Here is a 17,072-nt window from a genome sequence, read left to right as displayed (position 1 = left end):
GCGCGCCGGAGCGCCCCGGCCTGCACGCTCTGCCGGCACGCCATGCGTCCCACCGCGTCGCGCCGGAACCCGGTGGACGCTCACCCGGTCTATGCGAATTCCTCATAACAAAGACGAGGCGCACGCATGACGGACAGTCCCACCAATACCACGCTCGCCGGGCGCGATGATGAACGGCGCAAATTCACCGTCGACGACCTGCTGTCGATCGACGAATTCCCGCAGTACTACGGCAAGGCCTGCGCGTTCTCTCCCGATCGCACCGCAGTCTGCTTCGCCGTCATCCGTTCGCTTCGCAGCGGCGTCCGCTTCGACCGGCAATTTCTCGGCGGGCTGGATCGGGCCGAGCTCCATCTCTTCGACCTCACCCGCCGCACCGGACGCCGCCTGGCCGGCAACGCGGAACAGGGGCAAGCGTGCTTCGCGCCTTCCTGGTCGCCGGACGGACGTTTCATCGCGGCGGCCAGCGCATCGACCGATGATTGCGCGATCACGCCCGTGCTCATCGAAGCGGCGACGGGACGCGTGACGCCGATGACGGCATCGCAAAGCGTCGACATCACGGTCTTCACCGTCGACGGGTCGTTCCTCTGGCTGGACCGCAACCGCGTCGCGATGCCGCTTCTCGCCGACGGTGAAACCCCGGTCGTCTCGCACCTGCAGCGCCGCCTGTTCGATCACGCGGCGGCCCGTTGGGCGGAATCCTCGCGCGGCCTGCGGCCGACCGCCGACGTCCTGGACAGCGCGTCGTTCGATGCGCCGCAGGAGCCGCCCCCCGAGTGGCGTCTGTTCGACATCGAAGCGCACACGCTCCGCGCGCTGTCGGATGACGAACGCGTCGAGACCGAGCGTCTGCGCGCAGCGCGCGAAGCAAACCCGCCGGCGCCGCCGGATCCCGCCGGCGCCCGCGCCCGCGCGAACGACCACCCGGAATGGGAACGCGTGGCCGTCGACGAAAGCGGGCGCTACGCCGCGTTCATCGCGCAGGACGCCGACGCGACCCGTCTGCTGGTCCGCACCCCGGACTCGCCTGAACCGACGATCGTCTTCGAGACCAATCGCTGGTTTCGCGACATCCGGGCCGGCGAGACGCGCCGGCTGGCCTGCCGCGGCCCGGCGCCGGGCCAGGACCGGCTCGTCGACGTCCTGCTGCCGCCGGATTTCTCCGGCACGCCGGTGCCGGCGGTCGTATGGATCTACCCCGGCTCGGAAGTCAAAGGCCGCCGGCGCACGCTTCACGACATCAGTTGCCCGGCGCCGTTCAATTTCCAGTTGCTCGCGGCGCACGGCTACGCCGTCATCGAGGTCAGCATGACGGATTCGCTGAAGGCCTCGCCGCCGGCCATCGCCGACCTCATGGCCGACGACGTCCGCGCGGCCGTGAACGCCGCCGTCGACGCGGGCTACGCGGATCCCGCCCGGCTTCACGTGTACGGCCAGAGCCTCGGCGGCTGGGCGGCGATGATGCTGCTCGCGCACACGTCGATGTTCCGTTCCGGCATCGCATCGGCCGGCATCAGCGACCCGGCCGCGCTCTACACGTCGCTGGACCCGCGCACCCGCTACGAAACCACGGGGAGCGGCCGGCGCGAACGATTCGAGCTCGTCGGCAAGACGCTGTGCGACAACAGCTGGGGCATCGACGCGCCGCCATGGGCCGCGGCCGACGCGTATCGGGCGATCAGCCCGATCGCGCACGCGGACCGGATCACGGCCCCGCTGCTGCTCCTTCACGGCGATGCGGACTACGTGCCGCTCGAACAGAGCGAGCGGATGTTCGCCGCGCTGACCAGGCTGAAACGCACGGTCCGCCTCGTCCGCTACTGGGGCCAGGATCATGTGCCGCTGTCGCCCGCCAACATCGCGGACGGCCATCGGCAGCGGATCGACTGGCTGCAGTCGACCTGAACCGCCGCGGCATCGGGATTGCGCGACGCGGCCCTGTCCGTTCGGCCAGCGTCGCGCACGCGCGATGCCGCCGCGCTATGATGCTGCAGCGGCCATTGCACCGCTTCTCTGCACCACACCTATCACGCGCCGGCGCGCGCACGATCGTCCCTTTCGAGGAAACGCCCATGTCCATTTCGATGTATCAGGCCTCGGTGCCTGTCCTGATCCGCGGCCTGACCAACCTGCAGCATGTCCTCGGCAAAGCCCAGGCGCACGCGGCCGAAAAGCAGATCGATCCGTCGGTGCTGATCGGCGCCCGGCTGTTTCCGGACATGGCGCCGCTCGCGCGCCAGGTCTACATCGCGACCGACACCGCGAAGGGCTGCGCCGCGCGGCTCGCGGGCGCCGAGATCCCGAGCTACCCCGACGTCGAGCAGACGTTCGACGAACTGCACGCGCGCCTGCAGAAGACGATCGACTACCTGAACGGCTTCGACGCGGCGCAGATCGACGGCTCGGAAACGCGCGAGATCGTGCTCAAGATGCGCGTCGGCCCGCTCGAATTCTCGGGCCAGTCGTACCTGCTGAATTTCGTGCTGCCCAACTTCTTCTTCCACGTGACGACCGCGTATGACATCCTGCGTCACAACGGTGTCGAGCTCGGCAAGCTCGATTTCCTCGGCGGCCGCGACGGCCGCATGTGACGCGCCCCGGCCGCTTGTCCGGGCGGCGCTGTGGCCGTGCCGGACCGGCCCTGCGGCCGGCGCCGCCCGCGCCAGCCGAAACCCGGTCCGGCTGGCGTAAAATACGCACTTTCCTCTTTCTCGCCCCCTTATGACGCTCGCCTCCACGCCCGACATCATCGCCGAGCTGAAAGCCGGCCGGATGGTGATCCTGGTCGACGAAGAAGACCGCGAAAACGAAGGCGATCTGGTGATCGCCGCCGAATTCGTGACGCCGGAAGCGATCAACTTCATGGCCAGGTACGGCCGCGGCCTGATTTGTCTGACGTTGACGCAGGAACGCTGCAAGCAGCTGCACCTGCCGCTGATGACGTACCGCAACGGCACGCAGTACGGCACCGCGTTCACGGTCAGCATCGAAGCGGCCGAAGGCGTGACGACCGGCATCTCGGCGGCCGACCGCGCGCATACGATCGCCACGGCGGTCGCGCACGACGTGCGCCCCGAGCATATCGTGCAGCCGGGCCACGTGTTCCCGATCATGGCGCAGCCGGGCGGCGTGCTCGTGCGCGCGGGCCATACCGAGGCCGGCTGCGATTTCACCGCGCTCGCGGGCCTCACGCCCGCCGCGGTGATCTGCGAGATCATCAAGGACGACGGGACGATGGCCCGCCTGCCCGACCTGATCGAGTTCGCGAAGGAACACGGGCTGAAGATCGGCACGATCGCCGACCTGATCCACTACCGCAGCCGCACCGAGTCGATCATCGAGCGCGTCGCCGAGCGCACGATGCACACCGCGCACGGCACGTTCCGCGCGGTGCTGTACCGCGACCAGCCGACCGGCTCGCCGCACATCGCGCTGGTGCGCGGCACGCCGTCGCCGGACGTCGACACGCCGGTGCGCGTGCACGAGCCGCTGTCGGTGCTCGACCTGCTCGAGACCGGCACCTCGACGCACTCGTGGACGCTCGACGCCGCGATGCGCGAGATCGCGCAGCGCGACCACGGCGTGATCGTGCTGCTCAACTGCGGCGACACGAAGGAACATCTGGTCGACGTCTTCAAGGCGTTCGACGAGGAAGAGAGGGCCGCGGCGCTGAAGCGCCGGCCGGTCGATTTCAAGACGTTCGGCATCGGCGCGCAGATCCTGCGCGATGTCGGCGTCGGCAAGATGCAGGTGCTGTCGAATCCGCGCAAGCTGGGCAGCATGTCCGGCTACGGCCTCGAAGTCACGGGCTTCGTGCCGATGCCCGGCGGCGAAGCCAAGGCCTGCGGCTCGGCGCCGCACGCGTAACCCGTCACGGCATTTTCGCCTTATAACCGCTTATCCACACCACGGACAAAGATCATGGAAATCGGACAATACCAACCGAATCTCGAAGGCGACGGCCTGCGTATCGGCATCGTGCAATCCCGCTTCAACGAGCCCGTGTGCAACGGCCTCGCCGATGCGTGCGTCGAAGAGCTGGAGCGCCTCGGCGTCTCCGGCGAAGACGTGCTGCTGGTGTCGGTGCCGGGCGCGCTCGAAATCCCGCTCGCGCTGCAGAAGCTCGCGGAAAGCGGCCAGTTCGACGCGCTGATCGCGCTCGGCGCGGTGATCCGCGGCGAGACCTACCATTTCGAACTCGTGTCGAACGAGAGCGGCGCGGGCATCACCCGCATCGGCCTCGACTTCAACCTGCCGATCGCGAACGCGGTGCTGACGACCGACACCGACGAGCAGGCCGTCGCGCGCATGACCGAAAAGGGTCGTGACGCGGCGCGCGTCGCGGTCGAGATGGCCAATCTGACGATGGCGCTCGACCAGCTCGGCGACGAGGAAGACGAAGAAGAGGACGAAGACGACGAAGAGGAGCGCGCATGAAGAAGAGCGCCCGCCGACAATCGCGCGAGCTGGCGACGCAAGGCCTGTATCAGTGGCTGCTGTCGAACGCGTCTTCAGGCGAGATCGACGCGCAACTGCGCGGCGCGCTGGGTTACGACAAGGCCGACAAGGACCTGCTCGACGCAATCCTGCACGGCGTGATCCGTGAGCACGCGACGCTCGCGGAAGCGCTCACGCCGTGCCTCGACCGTCCGATCGACCAGCTTTCCCCGATCGAACGGGCGGTGCTGCTGATCGCGACGTTCGAGCTCACGCACCACGTCGAAACGCCATACCGCGTGATCATCAACGAAGCGGTCGAGCTGACCAAGACGTTCGGCGGCTCCGACGGCTACAAGTACGTGAACGGCGTGCTCGACAAGCTCGCCGCGCAGCTGCGCCCCGCCGAAACGCAGGCGCGCCGCAACGGCTGATCCTCCGACGGGCGCGCATGCGCCCGTTTTTTTTATCGCTCCCCTCCCCGACCCGCCGATGAATACCACCGCCGATTCGCTCGTCACGCTCGCAGCGCGTGTCGACGCGATCCAGCCGTTCTACGTGATGGAACTGATGAAAGAGGCGCAGCGGCTCGAAGCCGCCGGTCGCGACATCATTCACATGGGCATCGGCGAGCCGGACTTCACCGCGCCGGAGCCGGTTGTCGAGGCGGCCGCCGCGGCGCTGCGCCGGGGCGTCACGCAATATACGAGCGCGCTCGGCATCGCGCCGCTGCGCGAGGCGATCGCCGCGCACTACGCGCGCGCGTACGGCATCACCGTCAGCCCCGAGCGGATCGTCGTGACCGCCGGCGCATCCGCCGCGCTCTTGCTCGCGTGCCTCGCGCTCGTCGGCCGCGACGACGAGGTGCTGATGCCCGACCCGTCGTATCCGTGCAACCGGCACTTCGTCGCGGCGGCCGAAGGCCGCGCGGTGCTCGTGCCGAGCGGCCCGGCCGCGCGCTTCCAGCTCACCGCGAACGACGTCCGGCGGCTATGGGGCGACCGGACGCGCGGCGTGCTGCTCGCGTCGCCGTCGAACCCGACCGGCACGTCGCTCGAGCCCGACGAGATGAAGCGGATCGTCGAGGCGGTGCGCGCCCGCGGCGGCTTCACGATCGTCGACGAGATCTACCAGGGGCTCAGCTACGATGCGCCGCCCGTGTCGGCGCTGTCGTTCGGCGACGACGTGGTCACCGTCAACAGCTTCTCGAAGTACTTCAGCATGACCGGCTGGCGGCTCGGCTGGCTGGTCGTCCCGCCGGCGCTCGTCGGCACGTTCGAGAAGCTCGCGCAGAACCTGTTCATCTGCCCGTCCGCGCTCGCGCAGCATGCGGCGCTCGCATGCTTCGAGCCGGCCACGCTCGACATCTACGAAGCGCGCCGCCTCGAGTTCAAGCGGCGCCGCGACTTCATCGCGCCGGCGCTCGGGCAGCTCGGCTTCACGGTGCCCGTGATGCCGGACGGCGCGTTCTATGTATACGCACGCTGCGGCGGCGTCGCGCATCCGGCGGCCGGCGACAGCGCGGCGCTCACGCAGGCAATGCTGCACGACGCCGGCGTCGTGCTCGTGCCGGGCATGGACTTCGGCGTACATGCGCCGCGCGACTATATCCGGCTGTCTTATGCGACCGCCTACTCGCGCCTCGAAGAGGCGGTCGAGCGGCTCGCGACGCTGTTCCGGCTGCGCTGACCGTCCGCGCACATCGCCGCGCGGGCGCGCGCCGAAGCGTGGCGGCGCGCGTCACGGCGAACCCCGCCGCGAAACCAGCCGTTCAGCCGGCGCAGAAACGAAAAAAGCACCCACGGGGGTGCTTTTTCGTTTCCGGCGGGAATGCTGCGCGCGTTACGCGCCCAGCTCCGAGTGATCGCCGCGCGGCTGCTTCGCGGTGTCGACGCTTGCATCGTCCTGCTGCGGCGCCTTCGGCGCGGCCGTCTTCGCCGTCATCGGCTGGGCCGTCTCAAGCGTCGCGTGGACGCGCTTCGCGCCGCCTGCCGCCGCCGCCGTCACCGCGGCGGTGACGATCGGCTTTGCCGGCGCCTGCGGCGCATTGACCGACACGCTGCGGCCGCGCGCCACGTCGCGCAGGCGTCCGCGCTCGGCCATCACCTTCGAGCCGTAGCCGTTGTCCTCGGGGTTCGTCGAACCGTTGTACATGCGCAGGCCGGTCGCGAGCGAGCCGCCGCGCGCGATGCAGTCCTTCAGCACGAGCGCGCCAACCTGCAGGTTGGCAAGCGGCTGCAGCGCGGTGTCGGTGCCGCCGAAATACTCGAACTTGTCGGAATGGACCTTCGACATCACCTGCATCAGGCCCTTCGCGCCGACGCCGCTCTCCGCATACGGATTGAAGCCCGATTCGATCGCCATCACGGACAGCAGCAGCAGCGGATCGAGACCGATGTCGTGGCCGGTCTGGAACGCGGCCTTCACGAGCTGGCCAACCGGCTCCTGCGCGACCCGGTAGCGGCGCGACAGGTAGGTGGCGACGAGCGCCTGCTGGCGGTTCGACGCGAGCGAGCGGTCGTCGCGCGCATCGGCGGCGACGCGCTGGGCCGGGATCAGCTTCGCGAGCGTAACGGGCGACGGGCTGTTGCGGGACGCATCGCCCGCGTCGTTCTGCGCGACGGCGTCCGACGCGACGTCGAGACCGACCGCCAGCGCGTCGGTTTCCGGACCGTCGTCCTGCTGCGCCTGCGCGCCGGCCGGCGCGAAATTCGGCAGCGGATGGCCGGTCAGCAAGCGCGCCGGACCAGCCTGCACGGCCGCGGATACGACCGGCATCAGCTTCGCAGCGAGCGTGCCGCGCGCGGTTGGCAGCAGCCAGAGGGCAAGCGCAATCGCGACGGCGAGACAGCCTACGACGCTGAATAAGTGGTGACTGACACGCGTCCCGCGACGCAGCATATCGCGCACGATTTGTGCATGCTGCTCACTGGGACGCCACGATAACCAAGCGTTCATTCAGATCTCCCATGAACATGATTCGTGCGGCTCGCTCAGCTCGATAGCGAGACAGAATGGACCGCGGAATCACGACGCCGCACGTCTTGGTTTGGACGGCAGGCATCGGAGAAACGGTATAAGTACCGTTCGAGGCCACGGCAGAACAGGGCCGGCGCCTTTTCTCAAGGCGGGCAAATGCGGTGGCACTCACGCAAAAAACCAGCGTCAGGTGGCGCTGGCTGTGACTACGACTAGAACCGTCGGCAAGCCGTGCAGGTTTCGGCAGACGGTGACGCGCTGCGTCAAAGGATCGGTGATTGGCGGCTTGAAGCCTTGTACCCTGCAACCAATGTCAGCGGATTCTAACAGGGTTTTATAGATCGTCAACACTATAAAACATCTAAATCATAACAAAAAGTAATTATGCAGCCCCCTTCAGAAGCGCGAGCCCCTTGCCGTAGGGGGTTTGCGCCCCATCGACTTTTTTCTCGGCCGGGCAGCCGCGCGGCCGGCCGGGTAAAATCGTCGGTCGATTCGGGGCCGCAGCCGGCCGCTGCGCCCGCCCATCGCCGCCCGCCGTGCGGGCGGCCCGGACCTTATTCATGAAATACAAAGACTTACGCGATTTCATCCAGCGCCTCGAGGCGCTCGGCGAACTGCGGCGCATCACGCAGCCGGTGTCGCCCGTACTCGAAATGACCGAGCTGTGCGACCGCGTGCTGCGCGCCGGCGGCCCCGCGCTGCTGTTCGATGCGCCGCCCGGCTACGCGTTCCCGGTGCTCGGCAACCTGTTCGGCACGCCGCGGCGCGTCGCGCTCGGCATGGGCGTCGACGCGGGCGACGAGGCCGCGCTCGCGTCGCTGCGCGACCTCGGGCGCCTGCTGTCCGCGCTGAAGGAGCCGGATCCGCCGCGCAGCCTGAAGGATGCCGGCAAGCTGCTGTCGCTCGCGAAGGCCGTGTGGGACATGGCGCCGAAGACGGTGTCGTCGCCGCCGTGCCAGGAGATCGTCTGGGAAGGCAACGACGTCGACCTCGCCAAGCTGCCGATCCAGACCTGCTGGCCGGGCGATGCGGGCCCGCTCGTCACGTGGGGCCTGACGGTCACGCGCGGGCCGAACAAGCCGCGCCAGAACCTCGGCATCTACCGGCAGCAGCTGATCGGCCGCAACAAGCTGATCATGCGCTGGCTCGCGCATCGCGGCGGCGCGCTCGACTTCCGCGAATTCGCGCTGCGCAACCCCGGCAAGCCGTATCCGGTCGCCGTCGTGCTCGGCGCGGACCCCGCCACGACGCTCGGCGCGGTCACGCCCGTGCCCGACTCGCTGTCGGAGTACCAGTTCGCGGGCCTGCTGCGCGGCAGCCGCACCGAGCTCGCGAAGTGCCTGACGCCCGGCGTCGACACGCTGCAGGTGCCCGCGCGCGCGGAGATCGTGCTCGAGGGCTTCATCTACCCGCAGGACGGCGCGCCCGAGCCCGCCCCCGCCGGCGCGCCGCCGCGTCCGGCGAACGCCGCATCCGCCGCTTACGAGCACGCGCTCGAAGGGCCGTACGGCGACCACACCGGCTATTACAACGAGCAGGAGTGGTTCCCGGTGTTCACCGTCGAGCGCATCACGATGCGCCGCGACGCGCTCTATCACTCGACCTACACCGGCAAGCCGCCTGATGAGCCCGCGGTGCTCGGCGTCGCGCTCAACGAGGTGTTCGTGCCGCTGCTGCAGAAGCAGTTCCCGGAGATCACCGACTTCTACCTGCCACCCGAGGGCTGCAGCTACCGGATGGCCATCGTCCAGATGAAGAAGAGCTACGCGGGCCATGCGAAGCGCGTGATGTTCGGCGTCTGGAGCTTCCTGCGCCAGTTCATGTATACGAAGTTCATCGTCGTCGTCGACGAGGACGTGAACGTGCGCGACTGGAAGGAAGTGATCTGGGCGATCACGACGCGCGTCGATCCGGTGCGCGACACCGTGATGGTCGACAGCACGCCGATCGACTACCTGGATTTCGCGTCGCCCGTCGCCGGCCTCGGCTCGAAGATGGGGCTCGACGCGACCAACAAGTGGCCCGGCGAGACGACCCGCGAATGGGGCCGCCCGATCGAGATGGACGCTGCCGTGAAGACGCGCGTCGATCGGATCTGGCGCGACCTCGGCCTGTGAGGCCGCGCGCCGCCCGACTCCCGCCATTCCGAGAATCGCAACAAGAACAACGACGATGAGCTTTCCATCCGCCTCGATGCTGTCCGACGGATTCTTCCTGTCGCTGTCGCTGTGTCTCGACATCGGCCTCGTCAACGTCGCGATGCTGTCGCTCACGCTGTCGCACGGCTTCCGGCCGGGCTTCTGGCTCGGCGTAGGCTCGTGCATCGGCGATCTCGTCTACGCGGCGCTCGCGCTCGCCGGGATGGCCGTGCTGCTGCAGTTCGACGCGGTGCGCTGGGTGGTGTGGATCGGCGGCGGCGCGGTGCTGCTGTTCCTGACGTGGAAGATGGCGCGCGAAGCGCTGGCGCCGGCCAAGGCGCCTGACGACGACGGCGCGGACGCAGCCGCGCCGCCCCGCGCGAGCGCGCGGCGCAGCTTCATGCGCGGGATGCTGCTCGCGATGTCGTCGCCGAGCGCGATCCTGTGGTTCGCGGCGGTCGGCGGCGCGCTGATCGCGAAAGCCGGCGCGACCACGCCGGCGACCGCGTCGGTGTTCCTGTCCGGCTTCTTCCTCGGCGGCCTCGCGTGGACCCTCTTCATGTGCACGCTCGCGAGCCAGGGCCGCAAGCGCGCGGGCGCGGGGCTGATGCGCGCCTGCCATATCGCGTCGGCGCTGCTGTTCGCGTATTTCTCGTACAGCGTGATCGTCGGCGGCTATCGCGACCTGATCGCACACGCGGTCTGAGCGGGCGCGCGCAACGCGCGCCCTGCCCGGGCAACCGCGCTCAGCCGCGCAGCAGCTCGGCGTAGCGCGCGAGATCGACGTTGCCGCCGCTCACCAGCACGCCGACCCGCTTTCCCTCGACCGGCAGCACACCGTCGAGCACCGCGGCGGCGGCGAGACAGCCGGTCGGCTCGACGACCATCTTCATCCGCTCCGCGAAGAAACGCATCGTCTCGACGAGCTGCGCGTCGCTGACCGTGACGATCTGCTCGACGAGCCGCCGGATGATCGGGAAGTTGCAGGCGCCGAGGTGGGTCGACGCCGCGCCGTCCGCGATCGTGCGCGGCGTGGCGATGTGCACGACCTCGCCGCGCGCGAGCGACTGCTGGCCGTCGTTGCCGGCTTCCGGCTCGACGCCGACGACCCGGCAATCCGGCGACAGCGCGGCGGCCGACAGCGCGCTGCCCGCGAGCAGCCCGCCCCCGCCGAGGCACACGACGAGCAGGTCGAGCGGCCCGGTTTCCTCGATCAGCTCCTTCGCCGCCGTGCCCTGCCCCGCGATCACGTGCGGGTGGTCGTACGGCGGAACCAGCGTCATCCCGCGTTCCTGCGCGAGCCGTGCGCCGATTTCCTCGCGGCTCTCCGTGTAGCGGTCGTAGGTGATCACCTCGCCGCCGTAGCCGCGGGTTGCCTCCAGCTTCGCCGCGGGCGCGTCGTGCGGCATCACGATCGTCGCGCGGATGCCGGCGAGCCTGGCCGCGAGCGCGATCGCCTGCGCGTGGTTGCCCGACGAGTACGTGATGACGCCGGCCTTGCGCTGCTCGGCATCGAAATGGGCGATCGCGTTGTATGCGCCGCGGAACTTGAACGCGCCCATCCGCTGGAAGTTCTCGCACTTGAAGAAGATCGTCGCGCCGGTGCGCGCGTCGGCGGTGCGGGAGGTCAGGACGGGGGTGCGGTGGGCGGCGCCGGCGAGACGGGCGGCGGCATCGGTGACATCGTCGAAGGTGGGAGCGGGCAGGACGGACATCGGATTCGGGCACATCGGCAAGTTGACGGAATTTGCATTGTCCCCGTTTTGCCGGTCGCCCGCGCGCCGCGCCAGCAAAAAACGGCGCAGCGCCCTGTCACGAGACGCTGCGCCGTTCGCCACGCGCGGTCAAGCCGCGCGGGAATCAATCAGCGACGCCAGTAGCCGTGGCCGTAGTAGCCGTGATGACGCCAGTACGGGCGACCATAGTAGCCGCCACCGTAGCCGCCGACGACCACGGCGGGCGGCGGATAGTAGACTGGCGGCGGTGCGTAGTAGACAGGCGGCGGCGGCGCGTAATAGACGGGCGGCGGCGCCGCATAGACCGGATACGCGGGCGCGACCGGAATCCCGATGCCGACCCCGATCGACACGTGGGCCTGCGCGGCGCTTGCGGCACCCAGGCCCAGCGCGGCGGCGGCGATGAACGGAACGAGCTTTTTCACTTCGATTCTCCTGCTGGAGCGATCATTTCAGGCGCTCCTGTCGGCAACGGCAGGCATGCGCGTCGCATGCAAGCAATGTAGCGAAAACCCGGAATCCCCGTGTCGGGCATTTGTTGCAAATTGCAATCGCGCCCCCGCGCGGGCCCCGCGCCACGCGGCGCGACGGGCCGCCCGGGGCCGCCGCGGATCGCGGCAATCCGTCGGACCGGACAGCGGAAGCGGTTTCGTCAGGTCAGTCTTACCGATCGCCGTGCGCGCCGCGTGCGACGCGTCGTAATCAACAATTACAAATTTGAGACAAGAGCCCGACAGTTCGCGAAGCCGTCGCGCGGGGCCGGATCACGGCGTGGCGCTGAACCGCGGCTGCCGCGACCGCGTCACCATTCCTGCGATACTGACGGCTTCCCGTTTTTTGCCTCGTCGACCGCCATGTCCCTCCCCGTCACGCCCCGTCTCGGCTTCGTCGGCGCCGGCCGCCTCGCGCGCTGCGTCGCGCAGCGTTTCGCGCGGGCCGGCTTTCCCGTCGTCGCGGTGGCGAGCCGTACGCAGGCGTCCGCCGCCGCGCTCGTCGAGCGCCTCGACGGCTGCCGCGCGGTCGCGACGCCGCAGGAGGTCGTCGACGCGGCCGACCTGATCTTCCTGACCGTCCCCGACGACCATCTCGCGGCGAGCGCCGCGAGCCTGCGCTTCGATGCATCGCGCGCCGCGCGGCAGGCGCTCGTGCATTGCAGCGGTGCGTCGGACATCGACCTGCTGGATCCGGCAAAACGGCAAGGCGCGGCGACGGGCGGCTTCCATCCGCTGTACCTGTTCGGCGGCGGCGACGCCGACCTGACCCGCATCGACGGCTGCTCGGTGACGATCGAGGCCGACGGCGCGCTGCACGCGACGCTCGTGCGTCTCGCGGCCGCGCTCGGCTGCCATCCGCTGTCGATCCCGGCGGGCGGCCGGATGCTTTACCACGCGGCCGCGCACTATGCGGCGAGCTTCGCGCTGTGCGGGCTCGCCGAAGCAGTCGAGCTGTGGCGCTCGCTCGGCTTCGACGAAGACGCCGCGCTGCGCGCGCTGCTGCCGATGCTGGCCGGCACGATCGAGACCGCGCGCGACAAGGGTCTGTCGAATGCGCTCTCGGGCCCCGTGTCGCGCGGCGACACCGGCATCGTCGAACGCCAGCTCGCGCTGCTGGAGGCGTGCGGCGGCGATCACGCGACGCTCTACGCGCTGCTGACCCGCCGCGCCGTCGCGCTCGCCGCGAAGCGCGCGGCCCCGCCCGCGGCCCTGCCGGCGCTCGCGAATGCCGTGGAAGCGTCGCTCGCGCGCGCGGCGACGCGTCCCTCCCCCTCGCAAGACGAGGCGTGATAAGGTGTCGGCCGATGCGCCGCCATCCGGCGTTGGCGGCCGCACGCTACCCGACTGTATAAAAAGGAAAAGGAAGCCAACGATGTTCGGCGAGATCGCCCGTTTTCTGCTCAATACCCTCTTCACGCTGTTCGGCGCCGCGCTGATCCTGCGCGTCTGGATGCAAGCCGTGCGCGTGCCGCCGTACAACCCCGTCACGCAGGCCGTGCTGCAGGCGACCAACTGGCTGGTGCTGCCGCTGCGCCGCGTGATCGCCGGCGTGCGCGGGATCGACTGGGCGAGCATCGTCGCCGCGATGCTGACGGCGCTCGTCTACGTGGTGCTGTTGGTCGTGATCGCGGGCGTCGACCCGCTCGGGCTGATTCCGACGATCGTCGTCGCCGCGCTGCTCCACGTCGTGGAGTGGGTGCTCTATCTCGTGATCTGGATGACGATCCTGATGGCGCTGGTGTCGTGGCTGAACCCGCGCTCGCCTGCGATGCCGATCCTCTACCAGCTGACCGCGCCGTTCCTCAATCCGCTGCGCCGCGTGATCCCGAATCTCGGCGGCCTCGACCTGTCGCCGATCCTGCTGTTCGTGATCGTGCAGGTGCTGCTGATGATCGTGTCGCGCGCCGCCGCGGCGCTCATGCTGTTCAGCATCTAACGCCCGCCAGCCCGCCCCTGCGCCGCCGGCGCGCCGAGCGTGTCGATCACGCCGAAGCGCGCCGGAATCATCGCGTAGCACACCCGCACTTTCTCCTGGCCGAGCCGCTCGAGCAGGCGCCGCGCCTCGTCGTCGGTGACGATGAACTCGACCTCGATCGTCAGCGACCCCTGCAGCTCGAAGAAGCGGTCCTCGTGCAGCACGCGGTGCTCGCCGAAGCCCGCCATCGCGCGAAACGCCGACCCGCCCGCGACGCCCATCCGCCGCCCTTCCTCGAGCAGCCATTCCCACAGCGGTTTCCAGTGCAGGCGGTGCTGCTCGTGGACGTAGAAGCGCAAGAAAATCTTGTCCATCGCCTCCTCCGATGCTAGGCCGCGGCAAGCCACGCACGGGCGGTCCACATGCCGAGGGCCGTCAACGTGAACGATCCCATCAAGTGTAGGGCAGCCACCGCAAACGCCCATCCGAACTCGCCCTGCAGCGCGTGCGTCATCACCTCGACCGAATACGTCGAGAACGTCGTCAGCCCGCCGAGGAAGCCGGTGATCACGAACAGCCGCCACTCGGGCGGCAATCCCGCGCGCATCGTGAACACGACGGCGGCGACGCCGATCACGTAGCCGCCGATCAGGTTCGCGGCGAGCGTGCCGAGCGGCACCTCGGGGAAGAATTCGTTGAGCGCGAGGCTCAGGAACCAGCGCAGCAGCGCGCCGAGCCCGGCGCCGACGAAGATCGCGACGATCGAATAGAACAAGGAAATGCCTCGCTGACAATGCGGCGCCACGCCCGATGCGCGACGCATGCAGGACACGCTGAACTGTATGCGGATTTGCGCCGCGCCGGCAATGCAGACGGCCCGGATCGGCTCATGCCGAACGATGTCGCGGGTGCCTGCAGCGATGCGTCCTGCAGGCGCGCGGACGGATATTCTTCTTTTCCCGCGCATTACGCTGGACATTACTAATTAATTAATAAATCGATTATCGATCGTAAAAAAACGCGAACCCGATTGGAGAATTCTCGCCTCAACCCTGCACGGGGCCTCTCTCATCGGCCATCCACGTATTTTCCCTTATCAGACATTCCCGAATTTCGCCGATATTTCATGCAATTGAATCCGCCGATTTATTAGACTTCATTCGACCCATCCACTCCATTCGACATGGAGACTCGAAAATGAACAATATCCGCCTGTCGTCCATGTTGATTCCGGCGCTGTGCGCGTCGCTGCTCGCGTCGACCGTCGCGTTCGCCGACGGCGGCGGACCGCCGTCCTACGTCGAAGGCAACCGCGCGCCGAAGGGGTTTGCGCGTCCGCCGTTCCACACGAAGCCGCGCGCGAGCACGGCCACGGTTTCCGGGCTCACGCCCGCGCTCGCGCGCCACGCGTACGGCTTCGACGCGATCGCCAACCAGGGCGACGGCATGGTCGTCGCGATCGTCGACGCGTACGACGACCCGCGGATCGAATCCGATCTCGGCGTGTTCAGCAGCGCGTTCTCGCTGCCGCCGTGCACCACGTCGAACGGCTGCTTCACGAAGGTGTACGCAAGCGGCAGCAAGCCCCGCGGCGACGCCGGCTGGTCGCTCGAAATGGCCCTCGACGTCGAATGGGTGCACGCGATCGCGCCGAAGGCGAAGATCGTGCTCGTCGAAGCCGCGTCGGCCAGCTTCAACGACCTGATGGCCGCGGTCGACGTCGCGGTGCAGCGCGGCGCGTCGGTCGTGTCGATGAGCTTCGGCGGCAACGAGTTCAGCGGCGAATCCAGCTTCGACGGCCACTTCGGCGCGCCGGGCGTCACCTTCGTCGCGTCGTCCGGCGACAGCGGCACCGGCGTCGAATACCCGGCGGCATCGCCGTACGTGGTCGCGGTCGGCGGCACGACGCTGTCCACCGATCCGTATGGCAACTACGTCGGCGAGGCGGCCTGGAGCGGCAGCGGCGGCGGCGTGAGCAGCGGCGAAGCCGAGCCCGCCGGACAGTCCGCGTGGCCGATTCCGGTCGCGGGCAAGCGGGGGGTGCCGGACGTCAGCTACGACGCGAATCCGTCCACCGGGTTTGCGGTCTACGACTCGGTCACCTATCAGCGGCAAGCGGGCTGGTTCCAGGTCGGCGGCACGAGCGCGGGCGCGCCGCAATGGTCGGCGCTCGTCGCGATCGCGAATTCGCTGCGCGCGGCGGCCGGCAAGGCGCGCCTCAGCGGCACGTACGACGCGTTGTATGCGGTCGGGAAAACCGCGTACGGCAGCGACTATCACGACGTGACGACCGGCACCAACGGCAACTGCGGCACGATCTGCACCGCCGCGGGCGGCTACGACTACGTGACCGGCCTCGGTTCGCCGCTCGCGCCGTCGCTCGTGCAGGCGCTCGTCGCCCGGCCGTAGGCGCGCAGCCGGCGGCGGTCCGCGCAGGTCAGCCGCCGCGCCACGCGCGCTCGAGCGCGGTCAGGATCGCCAGCGCGCCGCCTTTCAGGCCGATCACGTCCGCACGCCGTGCGTGCGCTTCGCGCGCGTTGATGCGGATCACGTCGGCGCCGACCCGTTCGCTGATCAGCCGCACGGTCGGAATCGCCGTGCCCGCGCCGACTTCGACGACGGCCACGCGCCCGGCCCCGGCCAGCCACTCTTCCAGCGCGCGCTCCTGCGCGTCGTAGCGCGCGCCGATCCAGCCGGCGTCGCCGAACATCAGGATGTTCGGCCGCGCGATGCCGCCGCAGTGCGGACAGGCCGGCAGGTCGCCGACGAGGCGGCAGGTCGCTTCGTCGACGACCGGCGTGAACGGGTCCGCCGTCCACGTGTCGTCCGTGCACGAACGCAGGCATTGCATCCGGTGGATCGAGCCGTGGATCTCGACGATCCGCGCCGGATCGAAGCCGGCCTTCTGGAACTGCCCGTCGACGTTGCTCGTCAGCACGAAGCCACCGTTCGGCATCGCGTCGATCCAGCGGCGCAGGATCGCGAACCCCGCGTGCGGGACGGTCGCCCGGTAAAGCCCGAGGCGGTGGCCGTAGAAGCCCCACGCGAGTTGCGGCCGCGCGCGGAACGCCTGCGGCGATGCGATCTCGTGGAATTCGAAGCGCTCCTGGCGCAGCGCGGGATACGCGCGCCAGAAGCCGTCCGTGCCGCGGAAGTCCGGCAGGCCGGAATCGACGCCGATGCCGGCGCCGGCCGTGACGAGCAGCGCATCGGCACGGGACAGCGCGGCGACGGCGGCGTCGATCAGGGAGTCAGGCAGCGGCGGTTCGCCGGCGGCGGGATCGAGGGACGGCATGAGGGCTCGGTGGTCGGGTGCGGGGCGGCAGGGTTTTCGCCGTCGCGATCATACGCCGACGCGCCCCGCATG

Annotated in this window: 17 protein-coding genes; 11 read left to right on the top strand and 6 right to left on the bottom strand. The window is 69.1% G+C overall.

Annotation, left to right across the window (positions count from 1 at the left end; all coding sequences use genetic code 11):
* Nucleotides 1-126: 126 nt before the first annotated feature.
* From ACFIMZ_RS05085 to ACFIMZ_RS05060, 6 genes are all read left to right on the top strand, one after another.
* Complete coding sequence (locus ACFIMZ_RS05085; RefSeq protein WP_431821684.1) at nt 127-1,908, top strand: prolyl oligopeptidase family serine peptidase; 1,782 nt, start codon at nt 127-129, stop codon at nt 1,906-1,908.
* Nucleotides 1,909-2,075: 167 nt separating this feature from the next.
* On the top strand, nt 2,076-2,594 hold the full coding sequence (locus ACFIMZ_RS05080; RefSeq protein ID WP_431821683.1) for a DUF1993 domain-containing protein: 519 nt from the start codon (nt 2,076-2,078) through the stop codon (nt 2,592-2,594).
* Nucleotides 2,595-2,724: 130 nt separating this feature from the next.
* A complete protein-coding gene (gene ribBA / locus ACFIMZ_RS05075) occupies nt 2,725-3,870 on the top strand; it encodes a bifunctional 3,4-dihydroxy-2-butanone-4-phosphate synthase/GTP cyclohydrolase II (RefSeq protein ID WP_431821682.1) in 1,146 nt (381 codons plus the stop codon).
* 54 nt (nt 3,871-3,924) lie between these two features.
* Nucleotides 3,925-4,440: a 6,7-dimethyl-8-ribityllumazine synthase gene (gene ribH / locus ACFIMZ_RS05070; RefSeq protein WP_010091647.1), complete on the top strand. Its 516-nt coding sequence runs from the start codon at nt 3,925-3,927 to the stop codon at nt 4,438-4,440.
* Nucleotides 4,437-4,874 carry a transcription antitermination factor NusB gene (gene nusB / locus ACFIMZ_RS05065; RefSeq protein ID WP_431821681.1) on the top strand — a complete coding sequence of 146 codons (438 nt, stop codon included), beginning with the start codon at nt 4,437-4,439 and terminating at the stop codon, nt 4,872-4,874. The genes ribH and nusB overlap by 4 nt, the downstream gene beginning before the upstream one ends.
* 58 nt (nt 4,875-4,932) lie before the next feature.
* Nucleotides 4,933-6,129 carry a pyridoxal phosphate-dependent aminotransferase gene (locus ACFIMZ_RS05060; RefSeq protein WP_431821680.1) on the top strand — a complete coding sequence of 399 codons (1,197 nt, stop codon included), beginning with the start codon at nt 4,933-4,935 and terminating at the stop codon, nt 6,127-6,129.
* 153 nt (nt 6,130-6,282) lie between these two features.
* On the opposite strand, the gene ACFIMZ_RS05055 is transcribed toward ACFIMZ_RS05060, so the two are convergent.
* Nucleotides 6,283-7,398 (bottom strand): transglycosylase SLT domain-containing protein, encoded by a 1,116-nt coding sequence (locus ACFIMZ_RS05055; RefSeq protein WP_431821679.1) that lies wholly within the window; start codon nt 7,396-7,398, stop codon nt 6,283-6,285.
* 584 nt (nt 7,399-7,982) lie between these two features.
* Between ACFIMZ_RS05055 and ACFIMZ_RS05050 the strand changes: the two genes are divergently transcribed.
* Together ACFIMZ_RS05050 and ACFIMZ_RS05045 are read left to right on the top strand one after the other, a co-directional pair.
* Nucleotides 7,983-9,539, top strand: coding sequence for a UbiD family decarboxylase (locus ACFIMZ_RS05050; protein WP_431821678.1), 1,557 nt, complete (start codon nt 7,983-7,985; stop codon nt 9,537-9,539).
* A 55-nt stretch (nt 9,540-9,594) separates the two neighbouring features.
* The gene (locus ACFIMZ_RS05045; RefSeq protein WP_431821677.1) at nt 9,595-10,266 is read left to right on the top strand and encodes a LysE family translocator; all 672 of its coding nucleotides are present in this window, start codon (nt 9,595-9,597) and stop codon (nt 10,264-10,266) included.
* Between the two features lie 40 nt (nt 10,267-10,306).
* On the opposite strand, the gene ACFIMZ_RS05040 is transcribed toward ACFIMZ_RS05045, so the two are convergent.
* Both ACFIMZ_RS05040 and ACFIMZ_RS05035 read right to left on the bottom strand, forming a co-directional pair.
* Nucleotides 10,307-11,275 carry a threo-3-hydroxy-L-aspartate ammonia-lyase gene (locus ACFIMZ_RS05040; RefSeq protein ID WP_431821676.1) on the bottom strand — a complete coding sequence of 323 codons (969 nt, stop codon included), beginning with the start codon at nt 11,273-11,275 and terminating at the stop codon, nt 10,307-10,309.
* 149 nt (nt 11,276-11,424) lie between these two features.
* Nucleotides 11,425-11,721 (bottom strand): hypothetical protein, encoded by a 297-nt coding sequence (locus tag ACFIMZ_RS05035; protein WP_431821675.1) that lies wholly within the window; start codon nt 11,719-11,721, stop codon nt 11,425-11,427.
* Between the two features lie 429 nt (nt 11,722-12,150).
* Between ACFIMZ_RS05035 and ACFIMZ_RS05030 the strand changes: the two genes are divergently transcribed.
* Entirely contained in the window at nt 12,151-13,080 is a 930-nt protein-coding gene (locus ACFIMZ_RS05030) for a Rossmann-like and DUF2520 domain-containing protein (protein WP_431821674.1), read from the top strand.
* An 82-nt stretch (nt 13,081-13,162) separates the two neighbouring features.
* Nucleotides 13,163-13,726, top strand: coding sequence for a YggT family protein (locus ACFIMZ_RS05025; protein WP_431821673.1), 564 nt, complete (start codon nt 13,163-13,165; stop codon nt 13,724-13,726).
* Here ACFIMZ_RS05025 and ACFIMZ_RS05020 read toward each other — a convergent pair.
* The gene (locus tag ACFIMZ_RS05020) at nt 13,723-14,079 is read right to left on the bottom strand and encodes a DUF190 domain-containing protein (RefSeq protein ID WP_431821672.1); all 357 of its coding nucleotides are present in this window, start codon (nt 14,077-14,079) and stop codon (nt 13,723-13,725) included. The two genes, ACFIMZ_RS05025 and ACFIMZ_RS05020, sit on opposite strands and share 4 nt — an antisense overlap.
* A 14-nt stretch (nt 14,080-14,093) precedes the next feature.
* Nucleotides 14,094-14,480, bottom strand: a complete 387-nt coding sequence (gene crcB, locus ACFIMZ_RS05015; protein ID WP_042583344.1) for a fluoride efflux transporter CrcB — start codon at nt 14,478-14,480, stop codon at nt 14,094-14,096.
* A 422-nt stretch (nt 14,481-14,902) separates the two neighbouring features.
* On the opposite strand from crcB, the gene ACFIMZ_RS05010 reads away from it, so the two are divergent.
* Entirely contained in the window at nt 14,903-16,114 is a 1,212-nt protein-coding gene (locus ACFIMZ_RS05010; RefSeq protein WP_431821671.1) for a S53 family peptidase, read from the top strand.
* Between the two features lie 28 nt (nt 16,115-16,142).
* On the opposite strand, the gene ACFIMZ_RS05005 is transcribed toward ACFIMZ_RS05010, so the two are convergent.
* Nucleotides 16,143-17,000 carry an SIR2 family NAD-dependent protein deacylase gene (locus ACFIMZ_RS05005; RefSeq protein ID WP_431821670.1) on the bottom strand — a complete coding sequence of 286 codons (858 nt, stop codon included), beginning with the start codon at nt 16,998-17,000 and terminating at the stop codon, nt 16,143-16,145.
* Nucleotides 17,001-17,072 lie beyond the last annotated feature (72 nt).

The sequence above is a fragment of the Burkholderia sp. F1 genome (assembly GCF_050813845.1).
GTDB lineage: Bacteria > Pseudomonadota > Gammaproteobacteria > Burkholderiales > Burkholderiaceae > Burkholderia > Burkholderia ubonensis.
This window is presented reverse-complemented; position numbering and strand designations above follow the sequence as displayed.